The following is a 22,524-nucleotide window of genomic DNA, read 5'->3' on the forward strand; positions in this document are numbered from 1 at the left end:
CGAGGTCTCCATGCACCTGCATCTGCTTCAACACAGCCCGCATCACGGCCCGGGACGGATCGTCGACTGGCTGACCAGCATGGGCCACAGCCATACCGTCTTCCATCTGCATGACGGTGAAACGCCACCCAGCCTGGCCGATGGCGATGCGCTGATCCTGCTCGACGGGCCGATGGATATCCTCGACGATGCCCGCTATCCCTGGCTCAAGCGCGAGCGCAAGCTGATCGCCAAGGCGCTGGACGGCAACAAGCCGCTGCTCGGCATCGGCATGGGCGCCAAGATGATCGCCGCCGAACTCGGTGCCACGGTGGGCCGCGGTACTTACGCCGAAGTCGGCTGGCATGAGGTAACCCTGGCCCCCGAGAGCCCCTTCGACCTGCCGGAGCAGTTTACCGCCTTCATGTGGCATCGCGATGTCTTCGCTCTGCCCGACGACGCCCTGCCGCTCGGCGGCAGCCTGGGCAGCCCGGTGCAGGGTTTCGCCTGGGATGCCGGGCGGGCGCTGGGGCTGCTGTGCCATTTCGAAGTGACCCACGCCAGCGTCAGCGAACTGCTGGCGAACGGCGAGCAGCCGGAAGGCAGCGAGGCCAGCCCCCACGCGCAACCCGCCGCCAGCATCCTGGCCGATGGGCGGCGCTTCGATCGCCTGGCCCCGCTGCTTGACCGCCTGCTGAGCCAGTGGCTACGCAGTGCTCCGGCATGAGAGTTCGCTGGCCGGCGGCGTCTGCCCCGCGCCTTGCCGCATCGCCTCCGCCGACCACTCCCGTGCCGCCGCCAGGCAGCTGTCCCAGTCGCCCACATGCAGGAAGCGCGCGGGGTCGCGCTTTTCCAACTGGTAGCGGTACATGGGGTCATAATATTCGGTGAGTAGCGGTGCCAGCCAGGCCTCGTGGGCCTGGCGATTGCCCCGTTCGTGCTCGCGAAAGGCGAGCTGCTGAAGCCGCTGAAGGCGCGCCAGGCGGGCATGGCCAAGACGCTTCTTCAGCCTCGCCAGCGCCGTCGAGAGCTGCTTGCGCATCAGCGTCCAGCCCAGCCACTCGCCGCACTGCTGGCGATAGATCGCCCACAGGTCGTCGATGTAGTCCTTGCGGATCTGTTCCAGGCGCCAGTCGAGAGGCATCTCCACGCGCAGCCGCGGGGCTTGCTCCATCGCCCGCCAGAAGGCGAGCGGCACGTTGGCCGCACCGATATGGCGCGATTCGTCCTCCACCACCAGCGGGCCGTGGAGCTCGAGCAGGCGCCTCCCCATGGCGTGCTCGAAATCGATCTGGCTGGGCGCCGGCAGCGGATGCCGGCCGAAGGCCGAACCCTTGTGTCGGGCGCAGCCCTCAAGGTCGAGACCATTGGGCAGCGCCTGTACCAGGGCCGTCTTGGCACAGCCGGTCAATCCGCCGACCACCAGCAGCGGCTGCGCGGCCGCCGTGTCGATGCGCCGGCACAGCGCCTGGCGCATCGCCTTCCAGCCGCCGCGAATGCGTGGCCGTTCGATGCCGCTCTCGGCCAGCCACTGCTGGGCGATCTGTGAACGCAGCCCGCCGCGAAAGCAGTAGATCACGGCATCGGGATGCGCCTCGACGAGGCCCCGCCAGGCAGCGATTCGCGCTGCCCGGATACCGCCGCTGACCAGTCGCTGGCCCAGCGCGATGGCGGCCTGCTGGCCGTGCTGCTTGTACTCGATGCCGACCTGGTGACGCTCCTCGTCGTCCATCAGCGGCAGGTTGACCGCCCCCGGCAGGCTGCCCTGGGCGAACTCCACCGGCGCGCGCACGTCGATCAGTACCCGCCCCTGACGCAGCAAGGAGAGCTCGGGCTCAAGCAACGGCAGGGTCACCCGCGCACCTCGATCAGCGCCTGGCCCTCGGCCTTGACCATCTCGCCGAACGGCACCAGCTCGATGCCGTGCTCACGGCCGATGCGCTCGACGTCGTCTTCCCAGGAAGGATGCACCGAGAGCAGCAGCCCACCGGAGGTCTGCGGGTCGCACAGCCACTGCCAGTGCGGCTCGTCCATGTCCTTGAGCGCAGCCCCCAGGGCGTTGCGGTTGCGGCCGGTGCCGCCGGGTACCGCACCGCGGCGGCGATATGCCTCGGCCTCGGCCAGCCGTGGCAGGCGGCGGAAGTCGATGCGCGCGGCCACGCCGCTGGCCTGGCACACCTCGGTGAGGTGCCCCGCCAGGCCGAAGCCGGTGACGTCGGTCATGGCGTGTACGCCCTTGACCTTGGCCAGCGCCATGCCGATCTGGTTGGGCTTCAGCATGGTCTCGCGGGCCAGGGTCTGATGACCGGACTCCAGCAGCCCCTGCTTCTCGGCGGTGGTCAGAAAGCCGACACCCAGTGGCTTGGTCAGGAACAGCAGGTCACCCACCTGGGCGCCCTTGTTGAGCTTCAAGTGTTCGAGATCGACCAGGCCGTTGACCGCCAGGCCGAAGATCGGCTCCGGCGCGTCGATCGAGTGACCACCGGCCAGCGCCAGGCCCAACTCGCGGCACACGCCCTGGGCCCCCGCCACCACGTCGCCGGCGATCTCCGGGCCCAGCTTGTCCAGCGGCCAGCCGAGGATGCCAAGCGCCAGGACCGGCCTGCCGCCCATGGCGTAGACGTCGCTGATGGCGTTGGTCGCGGCGATGCGACCGAAGTCGAAGGGATCGTCGACGATGGGCATGAAGAAATCGGTGGTGGCAATCATGCCGCGGCCATCGCCCAGGTCATACACGGCCGCATCCTCACGGCCCTGGTTGCCCACGATCAGGCGCGAATGGGTGGCCCCCGGCCCGGCCTTGGCCAGGATGCCGTCGAGGACATCGGGGGCAATCTTGCAGCCGCAGCCGGCGCCATGGCTGTATTGGGTCAGGCGAATCGCGCTCATCTCGTTCTCCTTGGCGGTCGTATCGTCATTCTATCGCAGTGAGCGGTGCTTTCTCACAATGCCTCGAGCGCATCGGCCAGCTTGTCCACCGTCACCACCTCCATGCCCTCGGGGGCACGCTTCGGTGCATTGGCCCGCGGCACGATGGCACGGGTGAAGCCGTGCTTGGCCGCCTCGACGATGCGCTCCTGGCCGCTGGGCACGGGACGGATCTCGCCGGAAAGCCCCACTTCGCCGAAGGCCACCAGCTCGCGTGGCAAGGGACGGTTCTGCAGGCTCGACACCACCGCCAGCAGCACCGCCAGGTCGGCGCTGGTCTCGAGCACCTTGACCCCACCGACAACGTTGAGAAAGACGTCCTGGTCACCGGTGAACAGCCCGCCATGGCGATGCAGTACCGCCAGCAGCATGGCCAGGCGGTTCTGGTCGAGACCCACCGCCACCCGCCGCGGATTGCCCAGTGCCGACTCGTCGAGCAGCGCCTGCACTTCCACCAGCAGCGGTCGCGTGCCCTCCCACACCACCATCACCAGGCTGCCGGGCGAGCGCTCCTCGCTGCGGGAGAGAAAGATGGCGCTGGGGTTCTTCACCTCCTTGAGGCCGTTCTCGAGCATGGCGAACACGCCGAGCTCATTGACCGCCCCGAAGCGGTTCTTCTGCCCGCGCAGGGTGCGAAAGCGCGAATCGGCACCACCTTCGAGCAACAGCGAGGCGTCGATCATGTGTTCCAGCACCTTGGGCCCGGCCAGGGTGCCATCCTTGGTCACGTGCCCCACCAGCAGCAGCACGGTGTTGGACTGCTTGGCGAAGCGCGTCAGCACCGCGGCGGATTCGCGTACCTGGGCCACGCCGCCGGGAGCCGAGGCGATATCCTCGAGGTGCATGGTCTGGATCGAGTCGATGATCAGGATCTCGGGACGCTCCCGCTCGGCCACGGCGAGCACCGTCTCGACGCTGGTCTCGGCCAGCATCTTGAGCCCCTGGCTGGGCAGCTGCAGGCGATGCGCCCGCATCGCCACCTGAGAGAGCGACTCCTCGCCGGTGACGTAGAGCACCTTGCGCGCCTGGGCCAGCTTGCAGGCGGTTTGTAGCAGCAGGGTCGACTTGCCGGCACCGGGATGGCCGCCGAGCAGCACTGCCGACCCCGGCACCAGCCCGCCGCCCAATACGCGGTCGAACTCATCGAAGGTCGAGGAAAGTCGTGGCACCTCGGAGAGATCGACGCTGCCCAGGTCGACGACTTCCTTCGACAGTGCGCCAGCATAGCCGGAGCGCCCGGCACCACTCGAGGCCGCGGCCCCCGGACGCGGGGCGGCGAGCCTCACTTCGCTCAAGGTGTTCCACTCCAGGCAGCTCGAACATTGCCCCTGCCACTTGCGGTACTCCGCACCGCACTCGGTGCAGACGAAGGCACTCTTCGCTTTGGCCATGCAGGCCCCTCTCCGGCTTCATTTCGGCCCATTCTATCAGGCCAACCAAACGCGCGAAGGCGGCCCGCAGGCCGCCTTCGCCACTGCTCGAGCCCGACCTTACCGGCGCTGCAGCTGCAGGGCTTCGTTGTTCTGGAAGCGCCGACGCTGAGGGTCGATCAGCTCCAGGGTCTGCTCGTCGACGCGCAGGAAGTAGTAGACCTGCCCTTCGCCATCCGGTGTCAGCTCGTATACGGTGGCGTCGGGATCGACCGCGGTACCGCTAAGTACCTCCCAATTGCCGGCGTACTCTTCATCGGGCGGCTCCTGAGGGTGCTCCTGATAGCTGGCACGCAGTTCGAAGGTGCGCTCCTCGAGCGCCGCCTGCTCGTCGCCTCGCAGTGTCACGTTCAGGTCGATACCCGCACAGTTGCGGCAGGGCAGGGTACCTTGGTAAACGACTTCGGCATCGTCCATTGCCATGTCGGCACGGTCATCAGCCGGGCCGGCCGCACAACCGGCCAGGAAGGCCAGCATGGCCGAGCCAGCCAGCAGGGTCCTCACTTGCATTTGTACACTCCTAACCTATGGGTTTGTCGCCATGTACCGATGTCAGCGTATGTCACAGCATAACCCCTCAGGGCGCTGGCAGACAGTCTCGTCTGTTCCCGCCTGACAAGTCGCGTTTAGACGACCCCTGGGTGAACGTACATGAAGACCAGCGCCAGCACGAGGGGCATCACCACCAGGCTACCCAGGTTGCCGATCAGCACCAGGGAGGCGACCTTGTGGGGCTCCTGGCGATACTGCTCGGCCACCAGGTAGTTGAGCACGGCGGGGGGCAGCGCGGCAAACACCCATAGTGCCGCGGCCTGCAGCCCCGTCAGCTCCAGCCACAGGATCATCGGGGCAGCCAGCACGAGCCCCGACAGCGGGCAGAGTACCGCGCCGAGCAGTCCGGTTCTCCAGTCGCCGAAATCGATATCGAGCATGCGTACCCCGAGCGCGAACAGCATCAGCGGGATGCACACCCCACCCAGCATGTGCAGCGCCTCGAGCAGCCAGCCGGGCAGCGGTACGCCGCCCAGGTTGACGCCCAGCCCCGCCAGGCTGGCCAGCACGATCGGCATCCTCAGTAGGCGCCACAACGGCGTTCGCGGGCTGAGCATGTAAAGCCCCACCGAGAAGTGCAGCAGCATCTCGACGATGAACACCACCACCGCAGCGGGCAGCGCTGCCTCACCGAAGGCGAGCACCAGCAGAGGGATGCCCATGTTGCCGGAATTGTTGAACATCATCGGCGGCAGGAACGTCTTGGGCTCGAGCCTCAGCAGCCTGACCAGCGGCCACAGCACCAGGCCCGATCCCAGCACCACGACGACCGCCCCCAGCGCCAGGCCCGCATACTCCGCCAGCGGGGCTTGCCGGTCCGCCAGCACTGCGAACACCAGCATGGGCACGAAAATCTCCATGTTGAGGGTGTTCAGGCTGCGTATGTCCGGAGTACGAAAACGGCCGTAGAGGGTGCCGCAGCCGGCGATCAGGAACACCGGCAGCAGCGTAGCAATGATCTGGGCGGTCATGTATGGGTTCCAGCGTCCACGCGAAAGCGCCTAGGCTAGCACGCTAGCGGCTTGCGCGGTCAGGCCGCAGCGGTCAACATGGCCTAAAGTTCCGTCCGACGAGAAACGAGACACCATGAGCCAGTTCTGGAGCCCGGCGGTGCGCGAGCTGACGCCCTATGTCCCGGGTGAACAGCCACGCGAGAAGCTGATCAAGCTCAACACCAACGAGAACCCCTATCCCCCGGCCCCCGGCGTCGAGGCGAAGCTGCGCGAGTACCCGGTCGATCACCTGCGCCTCTACCCCGATCCGCAGTCCTTGGCCTTGCGCCAGGCACTCGCTCGAGAGCATGGCGTCGAGGTAGGGCAGGTCTTCGTAGGAAACGGCTCGGACGAGGTGTTGGCCCTGGCCTTCCAGGCCTTCTTCTGCCACGAGCGCCCGCTCGAGATGCCGGAGATCACCTACAGCTTCTACCCGGTCTACTGCAAGCTGTACGGTATCGAGCGTCGCGCTCTACCGCTCGACCATGAGTGGCGGGTCGATCTCGACGCCTTCACCGCCGGGAGCGGCGGCGCCATTTTCGCCAACCCCAACGCCCCCACGGCACACGGCCATCCGCGCGTGGCCATTGCCGCGCTGCTCGAGCGCCTGACCGAACAGGTCGTGCTGATCGATGAGGCCTATGTCGATTTCGGCGGAGAGAGCGCCGTGCCGCTGATCGAGCGCTTCCCCAACCTGCTGGTGACGGGAACCTTCTCGAAGTCGCGCAGCCTGGCTGGTCTGCGGCTGGGCTACGCCATCGGTTCGCGCGAGCTGATCGAGGGCCTCGAACGGGTCAAGGACTCCTTCAACTCCTATCCCATCGACAGTCTGGCCAGTGCGCTCGGCATCGCCTCACTGGAGGACCGCGAGCACTTCGACGCCTGTCGGGAGCGCGTCATCACCACCCGTGAACGTACCGTTCGCCGTCTTGCCGAGCTCGGCTTCGAGGTACTGCCCTCCCAGGCCAATTTCGTTCTTGCGCGCCACCCCGAGCACGATGCCGCCCAGCTCTTCGTCGGCCTGCGCGAGCGAGGCATCCTGGTGCGCCACTTCAACACCGAGGCCCTGCGCGACTTCCTGCGTATCTCGATCGGCACCGACGACGAGATGGACAGCCTGGTCGAAGCCTTCGAGCTGCTCTGTCGTTGATCCATACCAGGGCGCCGCCAGGCGCCCGACCCAGCCGAGGTGCCGTATGTCCACGTCTCCCCTCCCGCTGACGGGAGTCCATCATGTCGCCCTGATTACCGCCGACTATCCCCGCGCCAGGCGCTTTTATACCGACGTGCTGGGCGCCGAAGTGCTCAACGAGACCTACCGCGCCGAGCGAGACAGCCACAAGCTGGACCTGCGTCTCCCCGGCGGTATCCAGTTGGAACTCTTCTCCTTTCCCGAGCCGCCGGCCCGCCCCAGCTACCCCGAAGCCTGCGGCTGGCGTCACCTTGCCCTGGCCACCACCGATCTGGATGCCTGCGTGAAGCTGCTCGAGGCACGCGGTGCACGGCCCGAGCCCATTCGCACCGATGCCTCGACAGGGTCGCGTTTCACTTTCCTGAGCGACCCCGACGGCACCCCCATCGAGCTGTACGAAGTGAACTGACAGGCAAAGAAAAACCCCGAGCACTTTCGTACTCGGGGTTTTGGAATGGATGCCTGACGATGACTCGGGCGGCGCTCCGCTACTCTACGTGGGAGGCCCTTAAACGGCGAAACCCCGACCAGTTGGCCGGGGTTTCTGAAAAGATGCCTGACGATGACCTACTCTCGCATGGGGAGACCCCACACTACCATCGGCGCTGAGCGGTTTCACTGCTGAGTTCGGCATGGGATCAGGTGGTTCCCACTCGCTATGGTCGTCAGGCGAAAACGGTTGGAATCATGCTGCGTGATCGTCTCGCCCGCGCCTACCGGCGCGGTGCGTATCCGTCAATCGTGCGCGATGCGCAGACCCCTTGGGGTTATATGGTCAAGCCTCACGGGCCATTAGTATCGGTTAGCTCAACGCCTTGCAGCGCTTCCACACCCGACCTATCAACCAGCTGGTCTCGCTGGGCCCTTCAGGAGGCTCGAGGCCTCGGGGATGTCTCATCTTGAAGGGGGCTTCCCGCTTAGATGCCTTCAGCGGTTATCCCGTCCGCACGTAGCTACCCGGCAATGCCACTGGCGTGACAACCGGAACACCAGAGGTGCGTCCACTCCGGTCCTCTCGTACTAGGAGCAGCTCTTCTCAAACATCCAACGCCCACGGCAGATAGGGACCGAACTGTCTCACGACGTTCTAAACCCAGCTCGCGTACCACTTTAAATGGCGAACAGCCATACCCTTGGGACCGACTTCAGCCCCAGGATGTGATGAGCCGACATCGAGGTGCCAAACACCGCCGTCGATGTGAACTCTTGGGCGGTATCAGCCTGTTATCCCCGGAGTACCTTTTATCCGTTGAGCGATGGCCCTTCCATACAGAACCACCGGATCACTAGAACCTACTTTCGTACCTGCTCGACGTGTCTGTCTCGCAGTCAAGCACCCTTATGCTCTTGCACTCAATGCACGATTTCCGACCGTGCTGAGGGTACCTTCGTGCTCCTCCGTTACGCTTTGGGAGGAGACCGCCCCAGTCAAACTACCCACCACACACTGTCCTCGATCCGGATCACGGACCTGAGTTAGAACGCCAATGATGCCAGGCTGGTATTTCAAGGTTGGCTCCACCCGAACTGGCGTCCGGGGTTCTTAGCCTCCCAGCTATCCTACACAAGCAACATCAGCGTCCAGTGTGAAGCTATAGTAAAGGTTCACGGGGTCTTTCCGTCTAGCCGCGGGTACACAGCATCTTCACTGCGATTTCAATTTCACTGAGTCTCGGGTGGAGACAGCGTGGCCATCATTACGCCATTCGTGCAGGTCGGAACTTACCCGACAAGGAATTTCGCTACCTTAGGACCGTTATAGTTACGGCCGCCGTTTACCGGGGCTTCGATCAGGAGCTTCGCCCGAGGGCTAACACCATCACTTAACCTTCCGGCACCGGGCAGGCGTCACACCCTATACGTCCGCTTGCGCGTTTGCAGAGTGCTGTGTTTTTAATAAACAGTTGCAGCCACCTGGTATCTTCGACCGCCTCGTGCTCCAGCCGCGAGGGCCTTCACACTAGCGCGGCGTGCCTTCTCCCGAAGTTACGGCACCATTTTGCCTAGTTCCTTCACCCGAGTTCTCTCAAGCGCCTGGGTATTCTCTACCTGACCACCTGTGTCGGTTTGGGGTACGGTCCCACTGTATCTGAAGCTTAGAGGCTTTTCCTGGAAGCGTGGCATCGATGACTTCCACCCCGTGGGGTGTTCGTCTCGCCTCTCGGCCTTGGGATCCCGGATTTGCCTAAGATCCCAGCCTACTGGCTTTCACCAGGACAACCAACGCCTGGCCCACCTAGCCTTCTTCGTCCCCCCATCGCAATACAGTGAGGTACGGGAATATTGACCCGTTTCCCATCGACTACGCCTTTCGGCCTCGCCTTAGGGGCCGACTCACTCTGCTCCGATTAGCGTCGAACAGAAACCCTTGGTCTTCCGGCGGGGGAGTTTTTCACTCCCCTTGTCGTTACTCATGTCAGCATTCGCACTCGTGATACCTCCAGCAGACTTCTCAATCCACCTTCATCGGCTTACACGACGCTCCTCTACCGCTCGTCATTCGACGAACCCGTAGCTTCGGTACCTGGTTTAGCCCCGTTACATCTTCCGCGCAGGCCGACTCGACTAGTGAGCTATTACGCTTTCTTTAAAGGATGGCTGCTTCTAAGCCAACCTCCTAGCTGTCTGAGCCTTCCCACATCGTTTCCCACTTAACCAGGATTTCGGGACCTTAGCTGACGGTCTGGGTTGTTTCCCTTTTCACGACGGACGTTAGCACCCGCCGTGTGTCTCCCACGCTTGCACTCACCGGTATTCGGAGTTTGCCTCGGGTTGGTAAGCCGGGATGGCCCCCTAGCCGAAACAGTGCTCTACCCCCGGTGGTGATACGTGAGGCGCTACCTAAATAGCTTTCGAGGAGAACCAGCTATCTCCGAGCTTGATTAGCCTTTCACTCCGATCCACAAGTCATCCAAATCTTTTTCAACAGATCCTGGTTCGGTCCTCCAGTTGATGTTACTCAACCTTCAACCTGCTCATGGATAGATCGCCCGGTTTCGGGTCTATTCCCAGCGACTGGTCGCCCAGTTAAGACTCGGTTTCCCTACGCCTCCCCTATTCGGTTAAGCTCGCCACTGAAAATAAGTCGCTGACCCATTATACAAAAGGTACGCGGTCACCCCACGAAGGGGCTCCCACTGCTTGTACGCATACGGTTTCAGGATCTATTTCACTCCCCTCTCCGGGGTTCTTTTCGCCTTTCCCTCACGGTACTGGTTCACTATCGGTCAGCCAGGAGTATTTAGCCTTGGAGGATGGTCCCCCCGTCTTCAGTCAAGGTTTCACGTGCCCCGACCTACTCGATTTCACGACACTCAGGTTTCGGCTACGGGACTATCACCCCCTATGGTCGAGCTTCCCAGCTCGTTCGCCTACCAGTCGTGCCGCTTAAGGGCTACTCCCCGTTCGCTCGCCGCTACTGGGGGAATCTCGGTTGATTTCTTTTCCTCGGGGTACTTAGATGTTTCAGTTCCCCCGGTTCGCCTCCCAACACCTATGGATTCAGTGTGGGATACCCAGCTGGTGCTGGGTGGGTTTCCCCATTCGGAAATGCCCGGGTCACAGGTTGTTTGCCACCTCACCGAGCCTTATCGCAGGCTACCACGTCCTTCATCGCCTCTGGCTGCCAAGGCATCCACCGTATGCGCTTAATCGCTTGACCATATAACCCGAAGGGGTCTGGTCTGCGATCACGTACGACAATTGCCGGATACGCTTGAGACGTATCACTTTTGCTTTCCCCTTGCGGAGAAAACGTGTCAGCATGATTCACATTGTTAAAGAGCAGACTGTCAATCGACAGTCATAAACCCGACATCGCAAGGTGCGACGATGGCTTATGACTGCAGATCCGATCAGGGTAGACTGCGGGGAAGTGGTGGAGCCAAGCGGGATCGAACCGCTGACCTCCTGCGTGCAAGGCAGGCGCTCTCCCAGCTGAGCTATGGCCCCACTGATCACCGCATTGCAACTGGCGATGAATTTCGTCGGAGACAAGGCGCTTTGGGCCGACGCATAGCTCGCTATGCGAGGTTCAAAGCAACGCCGTATCCGGCGAAATTGGTGGGTCTGGGCAGATTTGAAATAAACCCGGCGACCTCACCCTTCTCTTTGCAGAACTTCCGGGGGTGCGCTCTCACCAACTGAGCGACAGACCCGGCCGAAGCTCGAGAATGGTGGGTCTGGGCAGATTTGAACTGCCGACCTCACCCTTATCAGGGGTGCGCTCTAACCAACTGAGCTACAGACCCATTGGCCGCGCTGGGTCTATACCCAAACAGTCTTTGCTCTGGCCGATCAGGTAATTCATTGTGAGCACTTGCCGCGAGGCGTGATACGTCGTTTAAGGAGGTGATCCAGCCGCAGGTTCCCCTACGGCTACCTTGTTACGACTTCACCCCAGTCATGAACCACACCGTGGTGATCGCCCTCCCGAAGGTTAGGCTAACCACTTCTGGTGCAGTCCACTCCCATGGTGTGACGGGCGGTGTGTACAAGGCCCGGGAACGTATTCACCGTGACATTCTGATTCACGATTACTAGCGATTCCGACTTCACGGAGTCGAGTTGCAGACTCCGATCCGGACTGAGATCAGCTTTCTGGGATTGGCTCACTCTCGCAAGTTCGCAACCCTTTGTACTGACCATTGTAGCACGTGTGTAGCCCTACCCGTAAGGGCCATGATGACTTGACGTCGTCCCCACCTTCCTCCGGTTTGTCACCGGCAGTCTCCCTAGAGTTCCCGACCGAATCGCTGGCAAATAGGGACAAGGGTTGCGCTCGTTACGGGACTTAACCCAACATTTCACAACACGAGCTGACGACAGCCATGCAGCACCTGTCTCTGCGTTCCCGAAGGCACCCCTTCGTCTCCGAAGGGTTCGCAGGATGTCAAGGGTAGGTAAGGTTCTTCGCGTTGCATCGAATTAAACCACATGCTCCACCGCTTGTGCGGGCCCCCGTCAATTCATTTGAGTTTTAACCTTGCGGCCGTACTCCCCAGGCGGTCGACTTATCGCGTTAACTGCGCCACAAAGTCCGCGAAGGACCCAACGGCTAGTCGACATCGTTTACGGCGTGGACTACCAGGGTATCTAATCCTGTTTGCTACCCACGCTTTCGCACCTCAGCGTCAGTGTCAGTCCAGAAGGCCGCCTTCGCCACTGGTATTCCTCCCGATCTCTACGCATTTCACCGCTACACCGGGAATTCTACCTTCCTCTCCTGCACTCTAGCCTGACAGTTCCGGATGCCGTTCCCAGGTTGAGCCCGGGGCTTTCACAACCGGCTTATCAAGCCGCCTACGCGCGCTTTACGCCCAGTAATTCCGATTAACGCTCGCACCCTCCGTATTACCGCGGCTGCTGGCACGGAGTTAGCCGGTGCTTCTTCTGTGGGTGATGTCTTTCCTTCCGGGTATTAGCCGGAAGGCGTTCTTCCCCACTGAAAGTGCTTTACAACCCGAGGGCCTTCTTCACACACGCGGCATGGCTGGATCAGGCTTGCGCCCATTGTCCAATATTCCCCACTGCTGCCTCCCGTAGGAGTTCGGGCCGTGTCTCAGTCCCGATGTGGCTGATCATCCTCTCAGACCAGCTACGGATCGTCGCCTTGGTGAGCCGTTACCTCACCAACCAGCTAATCCGACATAGGCTCATCCGATAGCGCAAGGCCCGAAGGTCCCCTGCTTTCTCCCGTAGGACGTATGCGGTATTAGCCTGGGTTTCCCCAGGTTATCCCCCACTACCGGGCAGATTCCTATGCATTACTCACCCGTCCGCCGCTCGCCACCAGGGAGCAAGCCCCCCGTGCTGCCGCTCGACTTGCATGTGTTAGGCCTGCCGCCAGCGTTCAATCTGAGCCATGATCAAACTCTTCAGTTTCAAATCATTGCGGTTCTTGCTCGCCCCTTCCCGAAGAAACGGACGAAAGCGAACCAAACTCGGCTCAAGGTCAAAGCTTCTCAAAAGACCCGAAGGTCTCGACGAGTCGCTTGCCTTGAAATGGTGTGACTTCTCACCACCTCATCGACAAGCGCCCACATGAATTACCTGATCGATTGTTAAAGAGCAGCTCGCTTGCTGTCGTGGCCGTCGATCCCGTGACCGAGGGGCCTCGCCAGCGCCCTGCGAGGAAGGCGTATTCTGCTGAAGCGTCGGAGTTTGTCAACTCTCTTCGAGGCCGTCACCGAGGTGATCCTGACCGCGAAGACCCGCCTGAGCCGGCGACCGCAAGCCCGCTTGCGGACTTGCTTTCGAGTGGGGCGCATTCTACCGAATCCACCGCGGGCGTCAAGCGCGAATCTTGCGAAGCGAGTCGAAAAATCCAAAGCATGACAACCACTTACCACTCCTCCCACCGCTGGCCACGTTGCCCGTCGCCGGCAGCGGATGCGTACTTTACGGTTTTCCCTGCGCCCCTGCAAGAGCCGTTTGTAAAAAAATTTCACGACGATGACGGAGCGATGGCGCCACCTGGGCGAGCGGACTATCCACAGCCGCTCGGCGTCGAAGGGTTGTGGATGGTTTTGCGTGAGCGGCGGAGACGACGACGCCCGCACGGGGCGGGCGTCGGTAGAGCCACTGACTTGGCATCAGTTGGCCGGAGGAGCGGTGAAATAGCTCAGCGTAGCGTCACCCGGGCGTAGCGCTTCTTGCCGGCCTGGATCACGTAGCTCTTGCCGGTGTCGAGCATGGCATCCTTGGCGACGACCTCCCCGTCGACCTTGACCCGGCCGTTACCCAGCATGTCCTTGGCCTGGGCACTGTTGCTGGCCAGCCCCGAGCGGTTGAGTACCGCGGCGATCGGCGCCTGGGCGCTGCCCTCGAAGTCGACCTCCACCTCGGGCAGGTCTTCGGGTAGCTCGCCTTCGGCCAGGCGGTTGCCGGCCGACCTGTGGGCATTGGCCGCGGCCTCTTCGTCGTGGTAGCGGCCGATCAGCTCGCGCGCGAGGATCATCTTGATGTCGCGCGGGTTGGCACCGGCCTCGACATCGCGCTTGAGCGTCTCGATCTCTTCGTTCGACTTCAGCGACAGCAGCTCGAAGTAGCGCCACATCAGGCTGTCGGGCATCGACACGAGCTTGTTGAACATCGAACCCGGTGCTTCGTCGACGCCGACGTAGTTGCCCAGCGACTTCGACATCTTCTGCACGCCGTCGAGCCCCTCGAGCAGCGGCATGGTGATGACCACCTGTGGCTCCATGCCGAAGTGCTTCTGGATCTCGCGCCCCATCAGCAGGTTGAACTTCTGGTCGGTGCCGCCCATCTCGACGTCGGCTTCGAGCGCCACGGAGTCGTAGCCCTGCACCAGCGGGTAGAGGAACTCGTGGATGGAGATCGGCTGACCCGACTTGTAGCGCTTGTCGAAGTCGTCGCGCTCGAGCATGCGCGCCACGGTGCTCTGGGCGGCCAGCTCGATCATCTTGGCCGCGGTGAGCTCGCTGAACCACTCGGAGTTGAAGCGCACCTCGGTTTTGTCGGGATCGAGGATCTTGAACACCTGCTCCTTGTAGGTCTGGGCGTTGATCCGAACCTCTTCCTCGGTAAGCGGCTTGCGGGTGACGTTCTTGCCGGTGGGGTCACCGATGCGCCCGGTGAAGTCGCCGATCAGGAAGATGATCTGGTGGCCCAGGTCCTGGAACTGGCGCATCTTGGTCAACAGCACGCTGTGGCCGAGATGCAGGTCGGGAGCCGTCGGATCGAAACCGGCCTTGATGCGCAGCTTGCGGCCGGACTCGAGCTTCTTGACCAGCTCTTCCTCCAGCAGTATCTCCTGGGTGCCTCGCTTCAGCAGCGCCAGCGCGCTTGCAACGTCGGTCATCGTCTCCCACTCCACGAATTGCGTTGATCCACCCTACGGCAGGGTCCACCGAATGGGGCACGATGGTAGCATGACTTGATGCCTCGCGGTCCCCCCAGCCTTCAGGGAGAAGTAGAGATGGCACTATTCGTGGGCTTGATGTCCGGCACCAGCCTGGACGGCATCGATGCTGCCCTGGTCGAGATCGACTCGGCGGGCCACCCCCGGCTCCTCGGCACTCACGCCGAACCGATGCCCGACACGCTTCGCGAGCGCCTGCTGCTGCTGTGCCAGGCCGACCGGGTCGCCTTCACCGATCTTGCGGCCGCCGAGGTTGCCTTCAGCCGGCTGCAGGCCGATGCCGTGCGGCAGTTGCTCGCCAGGCAGGCCGTCGACGCGCCCCGTATCACCGCCATCGGCAGCCACGGCCAAACCATCGAGCACGCCCCCTGGGGGCACGCCGAGGGGCCCGCCTATACCTTGCAGCTCGACAACCCGAGCCTGCTCGCCGAGCTGACCGGCTGCATGGTAGTGGCCGACTTCCGCCGTCGCGACCTGGCGGCCGGCGGCCAGGCCGCCCCCTTGGCGCCGGCATTCCACGAGGCATTGTTCCGGCATCCGCAGCAGTGGCAGCTGGTGCTCAACCTGGGCGGCTTCGCCAACCTGACGTTGCTGCCGCCGAACGGAAGCGGCGCCGACATTCTCGGCTTCGACACCGGCCCGGCCAACGCCCTGCTCGATGCCTGGCATGCGCGGCACCGTGGCGGCCGCTTCGATGCCGATGGCGCCTGGGCGGCATCGGGCCGAGTGGACGAAACGCTGCTGGAGCGCCTGCTCGCCGAACCTTTCTTTCATCGTCCGCCGCCGCGCAGCACCGGGCGCGAGGTGTTCCATCTCGACTGGCTGGGCCAGCACCTGACGGGACGGGAACGTGCCGAGGACGTCCAGGCCACGCTGGCGGAGTTGACTGCCACCAGCGTGGCCCTGGGCATCGAGATGGCACGTGAGCGGGTCGGTGCGCCGGTCGCCACGGCGCTGATCCCCTGCGGCGGGGGCGCTCACAACCGTGACCTGCTCTACCGCCTCGCCCAGCGCCTGCCCGAGACCGCCCTGGTGCCCAGCAGCGACTGGGGCTGGCCGGCCGACTGGCTGGAAGCCGGGGCCTTCGCCTGGCTCGCCTGGCGGCGCCTGGAGCACCTGCCCGGCAACCTGCCCAGCGTCACCGGCGCCGCTGGCCCTCGCGTCCTCGGCGGCGTCTACGCGCCTTGAAGCAGGAGGCCAAGGCTAGAAGTCATCATCGTCGCGCAGCGAAAACCGCTGCGCGCCGTCCTGCGCCTTGGCCAGCACGTCGCTCTTCTCGTCGCCGTACTTGATCATCATGCGCAGCTCGTTGGCCGAGTCGGCGTGCACCATGGCCACTTCCTCGCTGATCTTGCCGGCCTTGTAGAGCTCGAACAGCGCCTGGTCGAAGGTCTGCATGCCCTGGTCGCGCGAACGTGCCATGACGTTCTTGATCTCGCCCACGTCGCCCTTGCGAATCAGGTCGGCGATCAGCGGCGTGCGCAGCAGAATCTCGATGGCCGGGGCGCGCCCGCCATCGCGGGTGGGCAGCAGCTGCTGCGCGACGATGGCATGCAGGTTGAGCGACAGGTCGAGCCAGATCTGCTCGTGGCGTTCGTGGGGGAAGAAGTGAATGATGCGATCGAGCGCCTGGTTGGCGTTGTTGGCGTGCAGGGTGGCCAGGCACAGGTGGCCCGTCTCGGCGAAGGTCAGGGCGTGCTCCATGGTTTCGCGGGTGCGCACCTCGCCGATCAGCACCACGTCCGGTGCCTGGCGCAAGGTGTTCTTCAACGCCACCTCGAAGGACTCGGTATCGATGCCCACCTCGCGCTGGTTGATGATCGCCTTCTTGTGCGGGTGCACGTACTCGATGGGGTCCTCGACGCTGATGATGTGACCGCCGACGGTCTCGTTGCGCTGCTGGATCATCGACGCCAGGGTGGTCGACTTGCCGGTACCGGTGCCGCCCACCACGAACACCAGCCCACGCTTGAGATTGGCCAGCTCGCCCAGCTGCGGCGGCAGCGAGAGCTCTTCGAGATGGGGGATCTCGTAGGCGATGCGACGGATGACCATGGCCCACTGGTTGCGCTGCTGGAAGGCGCTGACACGAAAGCGCCCCCGCCCGCTGAGGCTGAGCGCGAAGTTGGCTTCGCGCTCCTGCGCAAAGCGCTCCCTGAGCCCTTCAGGCACCGCGGTGTTGACCAGCTCGCGCACCTGTTCCACCGAGAGCCGCTGGTCGCCCAGCGCGGTGAGCTTGCCGGCGGTCTTGATGGTGGGCGGCGCCTGCACCGAGATCAGCAGGTCCGAGGCCTCCTGGCGGGCCATGATGTCGAGCAGCTGCTCCAACCATTCCTGTGCTTTCATCTCCCTGCTCCCATGTCGGATAGCTTGGCGCTCAGCCGGTCAGCACGCTCTTGGCACGCGCCTGCGCCTCGTCGCGATTGATGACGTTTTCGGCCACCAGCTTGGCCAGGGCGGCGTCGAGGGTCTGCATCCCCAGGTTGCCGCCGGTCTGGATGGCCGAGTAGATCTGCGCCACCTTGTCCTCGCGGATCAGGTTGCGCACCGCCGCGTTGGCGACGAGGATTTCGTGGGCCGCCACCCGCCCCCCGCTGCGGCGCTTGAGCAGGGTCTGGGAGATCACCGCCTGCAGCGACTCCGACAGCATCGAGCGCACCATGGCCTTCTCCTCGCCGGGGAAGACGTCGATGATCCGGTCGATGGTCTTGGCCGCCGAGGTGGTATGCAGGGTACCGAACACCAGGTGGCCGGTCTCGGCGGCGGTGAGCGCCAGGCGGATGGTCTCGAGGTCGCGCAGCTCGCCGACCAGGATCACGTCGGGGTCTTCGCGCAGTGCGCTGCGCAGCGCCTGGGCGAAGCCGTGCGTGTCACGGTGCACCTCGCGCTGGTTGATCAGGCAGCGCTTGCTGCGGTGGACGAATTCCACCGGGTCCTCGATGGTGAGGATATGGTCGTAACGGTGATCGTTGATATAGTCGATCATCGCGGCCAGGGTCGTGCTCTTGCCCGACCCGGTGGGGCCGGTGACCAGCACCAGCCCGCGCGGCAGCAGCGCCAGGCGGCGGAAGACCTCGCCCAGACCCAGGTCCTCCATGCTCAGCACCTCGCTGGGAATGGTGCGAAACACCGCACCGGCACCGCGGGCCTGGTTGAAGGCGTTGACGCGGAAGCGAGCCACCCCGGGGACCTCGAAGGAGAAGTCGGTCTCGAAGAACTCTTCGTAGTCACGGCGCTGGCGGTCGCCCATGATGTCGTAGATCAGCTTGCGGACTTCGCGGTCTTCCATGGCCGGCACGTTGAGGCGACGAATGTCGCCATCGACCCGAATCATCGGCGGCAGACCGGCCGACAGATGCAGGTCGGAGGCGTTCTGCTTTGCCGAGAACGCCAGCAGTTCGGTAATATCCATGCGTTTCCCCAGCTCCCCGGTTAAGGTTCCTGCGAGTATGACAGACCTTGTGGACATGATGGACTTCATGTGGATGAGATGACGGATAGCATGCTTTGCGAGTCGCTGGCCAGTGCCCGCCGGCGTCTGACCGAGGCCCTGGTGTCGGCCGGACGCCCGACCGACGCAGCCAGGCTGCTGGCAGTCAGCAAGACCAAGCCGGCCGGCATGATCCGCGAGGCCTGGTCACTGGGCCAGCGGGAGTTCGGTGAGAACTACGTGCAGGAGGCGCTGGAGAAGCAGGCCGAGCTGGCCGACCTGGGCGATATCGTCTGGCATTTCATCGGCCCGCTGCAGGCCAACAAGACGCGTGCCGTGGCCGAGCACTTCGACTGGGTCCACAGCCTCGACCGCGAGAAGGTCGCTCGACGGCTGAACGACCAGCGCCCCGAGGAGTTGGGGCCGCTCCAGGTGTGCCTGCAGGTCAACGTCAGCGGCGAGGCCAGCAAGTCGGGGGTCGCTCCCGGCGAGCTGGAGGCACTGGCGGAAGCGGTGCTCTCGATGCCGCGCCTGCGCCTGCGCGGACTGATGGCCATTCCGGCCCCGGCCCGGGACATCGCGAGCCAGCGCGAGCCCCTGGCGCGTTTGCGTCAGGCCCTGGAAGCGCTGCGCCGACGCTTCCCCGAGGCACCGCTGGATACCCTGTCGATGGGCATGAGCGACGACCTGGAAGCCGCCGTGCTCGAGGGGGCCACCCTGGTACGGCTGGGCACGGCCATCTTCGGTACACGAGACACCTCGCGTCGCTAGGCGGCGTATCCGCATCGGCCGCGAGCCGATCGCGCAATGACACAGAAGGACAAGATGCAATGGCCAGCAGAGTCACTTTCATCGGCGCCGGCAACATGGCCGGCGCCATCATCGGCGGGATGATCGACAATGGCCATCCGGCCGCCGCCATCACCGCCACCTCGCCGAGCGATGAGATCCTGGCGCCGCTGCGCGAACGTTTCGGCATCCGTACCGAGACCGACAACGCCGCGGCGGTACGCGATGCCGACATCGTGGTGCTGGCGGTCAAGCCGCAGATCATGCGCGATGTCTGCGAGGGGCTACGCGAGACCTTGCAGCGCCAGCGCCCGCTGGTCATCTCGGTAGCCGCCGGTCTCACGGCCGAATCGCTGCAGGCCTGGATGGGCGGCGGCCTGCCGCTGGTGCGCTGCATGCCCAACACGCCCTCGCTGGTCGGTGCCGGCGCCGCTGGCCTGTTCGCCACGCCCGAGGTCGGCGCCGAGCAGCGCGACCAGGCGACCACCCTGCTCGAGGCCGTGGGCCTGGCCGAATGGGTGGAGAAGGAGGAGCAGCTGGACGCGGTGACCGCGGTATCGGGCAGCGCCCCGGCCTATTTCTTCCTGATGTTCGAGGCCATGGAAGAGGCCGGCGTCAAGCTCGGCCTGCCGGCCGAGACGGCGCGCCGCCTGGCGATACAGACCGCCCTGGGTGCCGCACGCATGGCGCAGGGCAGCGAGTTCACCCCGGACCGCCTCAAGCGCAACGTGATGTCACCCGGCGGCACCACGGAGCGGGCCATCGAGCACCTCGAGCAGGCCGGCCTGCGCCGGATCATGGCCGAGGCCATGGAGGCCTGCGCCGCCCGCGCCCGCGAGATGGCCGAGGAACTCGGCAAGCGCTAGCCTTTCTGGCCGTTCGCGGTTACGCGGGCGGCCGTCTCGACGATAGGGAGGAGCCCATATGGGCCAACTGGGAAATGCCGGCCTGCTGCTGGTCAACACCCTGATCAACATCTACCTGTTCCTGATGATGCTGCGTTTCCTGCTGCAGGCGTCCCAGGCCGACTACTACAACCCCATCAGCCAGTCGGTGGTCAAGATCACCCAGCCGGTGGTGCGGCCCTTCCAGGGCTTCCTCGGCCCGGTGTTGGGGCGCTTCGACATGGCGACCCTGGCCGCCGCCTTCGTGCTCAAGGCGGTCAGCATCGTGGCGATCCTGCAGATTGCCGGTTTCGGCATGCCGCCGCTCACCCAGGTCGCGATCGGCGCCGTGGCGGCGATCGCCAATGCCATCCTCAAGATTTACTTCTTCGCCCTGATCGTGATGATCATCCTGAGCTGGGTCGCCCCCAACGCCAGCCACCCCGGGGCGCTGCTGGTCATGCAGCTGGTGGAGCCGATCATGGCGCCGGTGCGCCGGGTCATCCCGCCGCTGGGCATGATCGACCTGTCGCCGATCGTGGTCTTCATCGCCATCAGCCTCATCGATGGTATCGTGGTCGGCGCACTGACCCGTGCCGCCGGCATCGCCGGCGCCCTGGTGGGCCTGTGACCCCATCGCCGTGAAGAGGGCCCAACGACAGGACATGGAACGACACATGCCCGAGTTTCCCGACGACTCGGTCGGCCTGGTGACGCCGCAGACGGCGCACTTCGACGACCCCCTGGCGCTGGCCTGCGGCAGGACGCTGCCGGCCTATGATCTGGTCTACGAGACCTACGGCACGCTCAATGCCGCACGTTCCAATGCGGTGCTGATCTGCCATGCCCTCTCGGGACATCACCATGCCGCCGGCTACCACGGCACCGACGAGCGCAAACCGGGGTGGTGGGATGCCCATATCGGACCGGGCAAGTCGATCGATACCAATCGTTTCTTCGTGGTCTCGCTGAACAACCTCGGCGGCTGCCACGGCAGCACCGGCCCGATCAGCCTGAATCCCGCCACGGGGCGCCAATGGGGCCCCGACTTCCCCATGGTCACGGTGAGCGACTGGGTGCACAGCCAGGCGCGCCTAGCCGACCGCCTGGGCATCGAGCGCTTCGCCGCGGTGATCGGCGGCAGCCTCGGCGGCATGCAGGCGCTGCAGTGGAGCCTGACCTACCCCGAGCGGGTGGCCAACGCCGTGATCATCGCCGCCACGCCCAAGCTCTCGGCCCAGAACATTGCCTTCAACGAGGTGGCGCGCCAGGCGATCCGCTCCGATCCGGATTTCCACGACGGCTGGTACGCCGAGCACGCCACGGCGCCGCGACGCGGCCTCAAACTGGCGCGCATGGTGGGGCACATCACCTACCTGTCCGAAGACGCCATGGGCAGCAAGTTCGGCCGCGACCTGCGCAGCGAGGACCTGAACTTCGGCTATGACGTCGAGTTCCAGGTCGAGTCCTACCTGCGCTACCAGGGCGACACCTTCTCCACCGCCTTCGACGCCAACACCTACCTGCTGATGACCAAGGCGCTGGACTACTTCGATCCGGCGGCCGAGCACGGCGGCGTGCTCGCCGACGCCGTCGCGCCCAGCCGGTGCCCCTTCCTGGTGGTGAGCTTCACCAGCGACTGGCGCTTCCCGCCATCGCGCTCGCGCGAGCTGGCCAATGCCCTGACCCGCGCCGGCAAGCCGGTGAGCTACGTCAACATCGACTCGCCCCACGGCCACGACGCCTTCCTGCTACCGGAGCCGCGCTACCAGGCGGTCTTCGCCGCCTTCATGTGCCGTGTTGCCGGCGAACTGGGCCTGGAGGAGACCGCATGATGCGCGCCGACCTGGAGCTGATCCATCGCTGGGTACCCGAGGGCGCCCACATTCTCGACCTGGCCTGCGGCGATGGCACCTTGCTCGAAGCCTTGGCGCGGGACAAGCGGGTGACGGGCTACGGCCTGGAGATCGACCCCGAGGGCATCACGGCGTGTATCGCCAAGGGCGTGAGCGTACTCGAACAGAACCTCGACGAGGGCCTGGTCAACTTCGAGGACGACACCTACGACCTGGTGGTCATGACCCAGGCGCTGCAGGCACTGCGCCGGCCCGACCGCATGCTCGACGAGATGCTGCGCGTCGCCCGCGAGTGCATCATCACCTTCCCCAACTTCGCCTACTGGCGGCACCGGGTGCACCTCGGCATACGCGGCTACATGCCGGTCTCCAAGTCGCTGCCGCATGCCTGGTACGATACCCCCAACATTCATCTGTCGACCTTCAACGACTTCGAGCACCTGTGTCGTGAGAAGGGGCTGCGCATCACCGACCGGGCCGTCGGCATCGGCGATCACGAGGGACACTGGGCCACGCGCCTGTGGCCCAACCTGTTCGGCGAGATCGCCATCTTCCGCGTCGAACGCCAGAACCGCCGATAACCGTCGGCGGCGTCGATCGACAGCGCATC

At 64.3% G+C, this 22,524-nt stretch carries 17 protein-coding genes, 3 tRNA genes and 3 rRNA genes; 9 read left to right on the forward strand and 14 right to left on the reverse strand.

All coding sequences use genetic code 11. The features are described 5' to 3' along the window. The first annotated feature begins 10 nt into the window (after window positions 1-10). Window positions 11-706 carry a type 1 glutamine amidotransferase gene (locus HNO51_RS19515; protein WP_197448803.1) on the forward strand — a complete coding sequence of 232 codons (696 nt, stop codon included), beginning with the start codon at window positions 11-13 and terminating at the stop codon, window positions 704-706. Here the strand turns inward: HNO51_RS19515 and mnmH are convergent. From mnmH to HNO51_RS19540, 5 genes are all read right to left on the reverse strand, one after another. Next, window positions 686-1,834 (reverse strand): tRNA 2-selenouridine(34) synthase MnmH, encoded by a 1,149-nt coding sequence (gene mnmH, locus HNO51_RS19520; RefSeq protein WP_197448804.1) that lies wholly within the window; start codon window positions 1,832-1,834, stop codon window positions 686-688. The genes HNO51_RS19515 and mnmH overlap by 21 nt on opposite strands. Continuing rightward, window positions 1,831-2,868: a selenide, water dikinase SelD gene (gene selD, locus HNO51_RS19525; protein WP_197448805.1), complete on the reverse strand. Its 1,038-nt coding sequence runs from the start codon at window positions 2,866-2,868 to the stop codon at window positions 1,831-1,833. The genes mnmH and selD overlap by 4 nt, the downstream gene beginning before the upstream one ends. A 53-nt stretch (window positions 2,869-2,921) precedes the next feature. Further along, window positions 2,922-4,298, reverse strand: a complete 1,377-nt coding sequence (gene radA / locus HNO51_RS19530) for a DNA repair protein RadA (protein WP_197448806.1) — start codon at window positions 4,296-4,298, stop codon at window positions 2,922-2,924. A 99-nt stretch (window positions 4,299-4,397) separates the two neighbouring features. Then, the gene (locus HNO51_RS19535; protein WP_197448807.1) at window positions 4,398-4,847 is read right to left on the reverse strand and encodes a copper resistance protein NlpE N-terminal domain-containing protein; all 450 of its coding nucleotides are present in this window, start codon (window positions 4,845-4,847) and stop codon (window positions 4,398-4,400) included. 116 nt (window positions 4,848-4,963) lie between these two features. Continuing rightward, the gene (locus HNO51_RS19540; RefSeq protein WP_197448808.1) at window positions 4,964-5,860 is read right to left on the reverse strand and encodes an AEC family transporter; all 897 of its coding nucleotides are present in this window, start codon (window positions 5,858-5,860) and stop codon (window positions 4,964-4,966) included. A 115-nt stretch (window positions 5,861-5,975) separates the two neighbouring features. On the opposite strand from HNO51_RS19540, the gene hisC reads away from it, so the two are divergent. Continuing rightward, the gene (gene hisC / locus HNO51_RS19545; protein ID WP_209538138.1) at window positions 5,976-7,031 is read left to right on the forward strand and encodes a histidinol-phosphate transaminase; all 1,056 of its coding nucleotides are present in this window, start codon (window positions 5,976-5,978) and stop codon (window positions 7,029-7,031) included. A 46-nt stretch (window positions 7,032-7,077) separates the two neighbouring features. Next, on the forward strand, window positions 7,078-7,482 hold the full coding sequence (gloA2, locus tag HNO51_RS19550; protein WP_197448810.1) for an SMU1112c/YaeR family gloxylase I-like metalloprotein: 405 nt from the start codon (window positions 7,078-7,080) through the stop codon (window positions 7,480-7,482). A gap of 145 nt (window positions 7,483-7,627) precedes the next feature. Here gloA2 and rrf read toward each other — a convergent pair. The 7 genes from rrf to tyrS all read right to left on the reverse strand — a co-directional run bounded on the left by rrf (window position 7,628) and on the right by tyrS (window position 14,895). Continuing rightward, window positions 7,628-7,743 (reverse strand): 5S ribosomal RNA (gene rrf / locus HNO51_RS19555). A 101-nt stretch (window positions 7,744-7,844) separates the two neighbouring features. Beyond that, window positions 7,845-10,734: ribosomal RNA gene (locus HNO51_RS19560) — 23S ribosomal RNA — on the reverse strand. Between the two features lie 214 nt (window positions 10,735-10,948). Then, window positions 10,949-11,024: transfer RNA gene (locus tag HNO51_RS19565), tRNA-Ala, on the reverse strand. A 109-nt stretch (window positions 11,025-11,133) separates the two neighbouring features. Continuing rightward, window positions 11,134-11,230 (reverse strand) — tRNA-OTHER (locus HNO51_RS19570). Window positions 11,231-11,246: 16 nt separating this feature from the next. Next, window positions 11,247-11,323 (reverse strand) — tRNA-Ile (locus HNO51_RS19575). A 93-nt stretch (window positions 11,324-11,416) separates the two neighbouring features. Further along, window positions 11,417-12,956 (reverse strand): 16S ribosomal RNA (locus HNO51_RS19580). Together the 16S, 23S and 5S rRNA genes with 3 tRNA genes alongside form the textbook arrangement of a ribosomal RNA operon. Window positions 12,957-13,695: 739 nt before the next feature. Next, window positions 13,696-14,895 (reverse strand): tyrosine--tRNA ligase, encoded by a 1,200-nt coding sequence (gene tyrS, locus HNO51_RS19585; RefSeq protein WP_197448811.1) that lies wholly within the window; start codon window positions 14,893-14,895, stop codon window positions 13,696-13,698. 117 nt (window positions 14,896-15,012) lie between these two features. On the opposite strand from tyrS, the gene HNO51_RS19590 reads away from it, so the two are divergent. Further along, window positions 15,013-16,143: an anhydro-N-acetylmuramic acid kinase gene (locus tag HNO51_RS19590; RefSeq protein WP_209538139.1), complete on the forward strand. Its 1,131-nt coding sequence runs from the start codon at window positions 15,013-15,015 to the stop codon at window positions 16,141-16,143. Window positions 16,144-16,158: 15 nt separating this feature from the next. Here the strand turns inward: HNO51_RS19590 and HNO51_RS19595 are convergent, their stop codons facing one another. After that, entirely contained in the window at window positions 16,159-17,301 is a 1,143-nt protein-coding gene (locus HNO51_RS19595; protein WP_197448813.1) for a PilT/PilU family type 4a pilus ATPase, read from the reverse strand. A 31-nt stretch (window positions 17,302-17,332) separates the two neighbouring features. Then, window positions 17,333-18,367, reverse strand: coding sequence for a type IV pilus twitching motility protein PilT (locus tag HNO51_RS19600; protein WP_197448814.1), 1,035 nt, complete (start codon window positions 18,365-18,367; stop codon window positions 17,333-17,335). 78 nt (window positions 18,368-18,445) lie between these two features. On the opposite strand from HNO51_RS19600, the gene HNO51_RS19605 reads away from it, so the two are divergent. From HNO51_RS19605 to metW, 5 genes are read left to right on the forward strand one after another with little or no spacing between them, the layout of a single operon-like run. Further along, window positions 18,446-19,156 (forward strand): YggS family pyridoxal phosphate-dependent enzyme, encoded by a 711-nt coding sequence (locus tag HNO51_RS19605; protein ID WP_209538140.1) that lies wholly within the window; start codon window positions 18,446-18,448, stop codon window positions 19,154-19,156. Window positions 19,157-19,215: 59 nt separating this feature from the next. Beyond that, the gene (proC, locus tag HNO51_RS19610; protein WP_197448816.1) at window positions 19,216-20,040 is read left to right on the forward strand and encodes a pyrroline-5-carboxylate reductase; all 825 of its coding nucleotides are present in this window, start codon (window positions 19,216-19,218) and stop codon (window positions 20,038-20,040) included. Between the two features lie 58 nt (window positions 20,041-20,098). After that, a complete protein-coding gene (locus tag HNO51_RS19615) occupies window positions 20,099-20,689 on the forward strand; it encodes a YggT family protein (protein WP_197448817.1) in 591 nt (196 codons plus the stop codon). A 46-nt stretch (window positions 20,690-20,735) separates the two neighbouring features. Beyond that, window positions 20,736-21,893 carry a homoserine O-succinyltransferase MetX gene (metX, locus tag HNO51_RS19620; RefSeq protein ID WP_209539272.1) on the forward strand — a complete coding sequence of 386 codons (1,158 nt, stop codon included), beginning with the start codon at window positions 20,736-20,738 and terminating at the stop codon, window positions 21,891-21,893. Further along, entirely contained in the window at window positions 21,893-22,495 is a 603-nt protein-coding gene (gene metW, locus HNO51_RS19625; protein ID WP_197451125.1) for a methionine biosynthesis protein MetW, read from the forward strand. The genes metX and metW overlap by 1 nt, the downstream gene beginning before the upstream one ends. Window positions 22,496-22,524: the final 29 nt, after the last annotated feature.

This window comes from Billgrantia sulfidoxydans (assembly GCF_017868775.1).
In the GTDB taxonomy this organism is placed as follows: domain Bacteria; phylum Pseudomonadota; class Gammaproteobacteria; order Pseudomonadales; family Halomonadaceae; genus Halomonas; species Halomonas sulfidoxydans.

What these genes read in the sequence shown, in the direction of transcription:
- HNO51_RS19515 (WP_197448803.1), top strand. Translation starts at nt 11, where the DNA reads ATGCACCTGCATCTGCTTCAACACAGCCCGCATCACGGCCCGGGACGG.
- selD (WP_197448805.1), bottom strand. Translation starts at nt 2,868, where the DNA reads ATGAGCGCGATTCGCCTGACCCAATACAGCCATGGCGCCGGCTGCGGC.
- radA (WP_197448806.1), bottom strand. Translation starts at nt 4,298, where the DNA reads ATGGCCAAAGCGAAGAGTGCCTTCGTCTGCACCGAGTGCGGTGCGGAG.
- HNO51_RS19535 (WP_197448807.1), bottom strand. Translation starts at nt 4,847, where the DNA reads ATGCAAGTGAGGACCCTGCTGGCTGGCTCGGCCATGCTGGCCTTCCTG.
- HNO51_RS19540 (WP_197448808.1), bottom strand. Translation starts at nt 5,860, where the DNA reads ATGACCGCCCAGATCATTGCTACGCTGCTGCCGGTGTTCCTGATCGCC.
- hisC (WP_209538138.1), top strand. Translation starts at nt 5,976, where the DNA reads ATGAGCCAGTTCTGGAGCCCGGCGGTGCGCGAGCTGACGCCCTATGTC.
- gloA2 (WP_197448810.1), top strand. Translation starts at nt 7,078, where the DNA reads ATGTCCACGTCTCCCCTCCCGCTGACGGGAGTCCATCATGTCGCCCTG.
- tyrS (WP_197448811.1), bottom strand. Translation starts at nt 14,895, where the DNA reads ATGACCGACGTTGCAAGCGCGCTGGCGCTGCTGAAGCGAGGCACCCAG.
- HNO51_RS19590 (WP_209538139.1), top strand. Translation starts at nt 15,013, where the DNA reads ATGGCACTATTCGTGGGCTTGATGTCCGGCACCAGCCTGGACGGCATC.
- HNO51_RS19595 (WP_197448813.1), bottom strand. Translation starts at nt 17,301, where the DNA reads ATGAAAGCACAGGAATGGTTGGAGCAGCTGCTCGACATCATGGCCCGC.
- HNO51_RS19600 (WP_197448814.1), bottom strand. Translation starts at nt 18,367, where the DNA reads ATGGATATTACCGAACTGCTGGCGTTCTCGGCAAAGCAGAACGCCTCC.
- HNO51_RS19605 (WP_209538140.1), top strand. Translation starts at nt 18,446, where the DNA reads ATGACGGATAGCATGCTTTGCGAGTCGCTGGCCAGTGCCCGCCGGCGT.
- proC (WP_197448816.1), top strand. Translation starts at nt 19,216, where the DNA reads ATGGCCAGCAGAGTCACTTTCATCGGCGCCGGCAACATGGCCGGCGCC.
- HNO51_RS19615 (WP_197448817.1), top strand. Translation starts at nt 20,099, where the DNA reads ATGGGCCAACTGGGAAATGCCGGCCTGCTGCTGGTCAACACCCTGATC.
- metX (WP_209539272.1), top strand. Translation starts at nt 20,736, where the DNA reads ATGCCCGAGTTTCCCGACGACTCGGTCGGCCTGGTGACGCCGCAGACG.
- metW (WP_197451125.1), top strand. Translation starts at nt 21,893, where the DNA reads ATGCGCGCCGACCTGGAGCTGATCCATCGCTGGGTACCCGAGGGCGCC.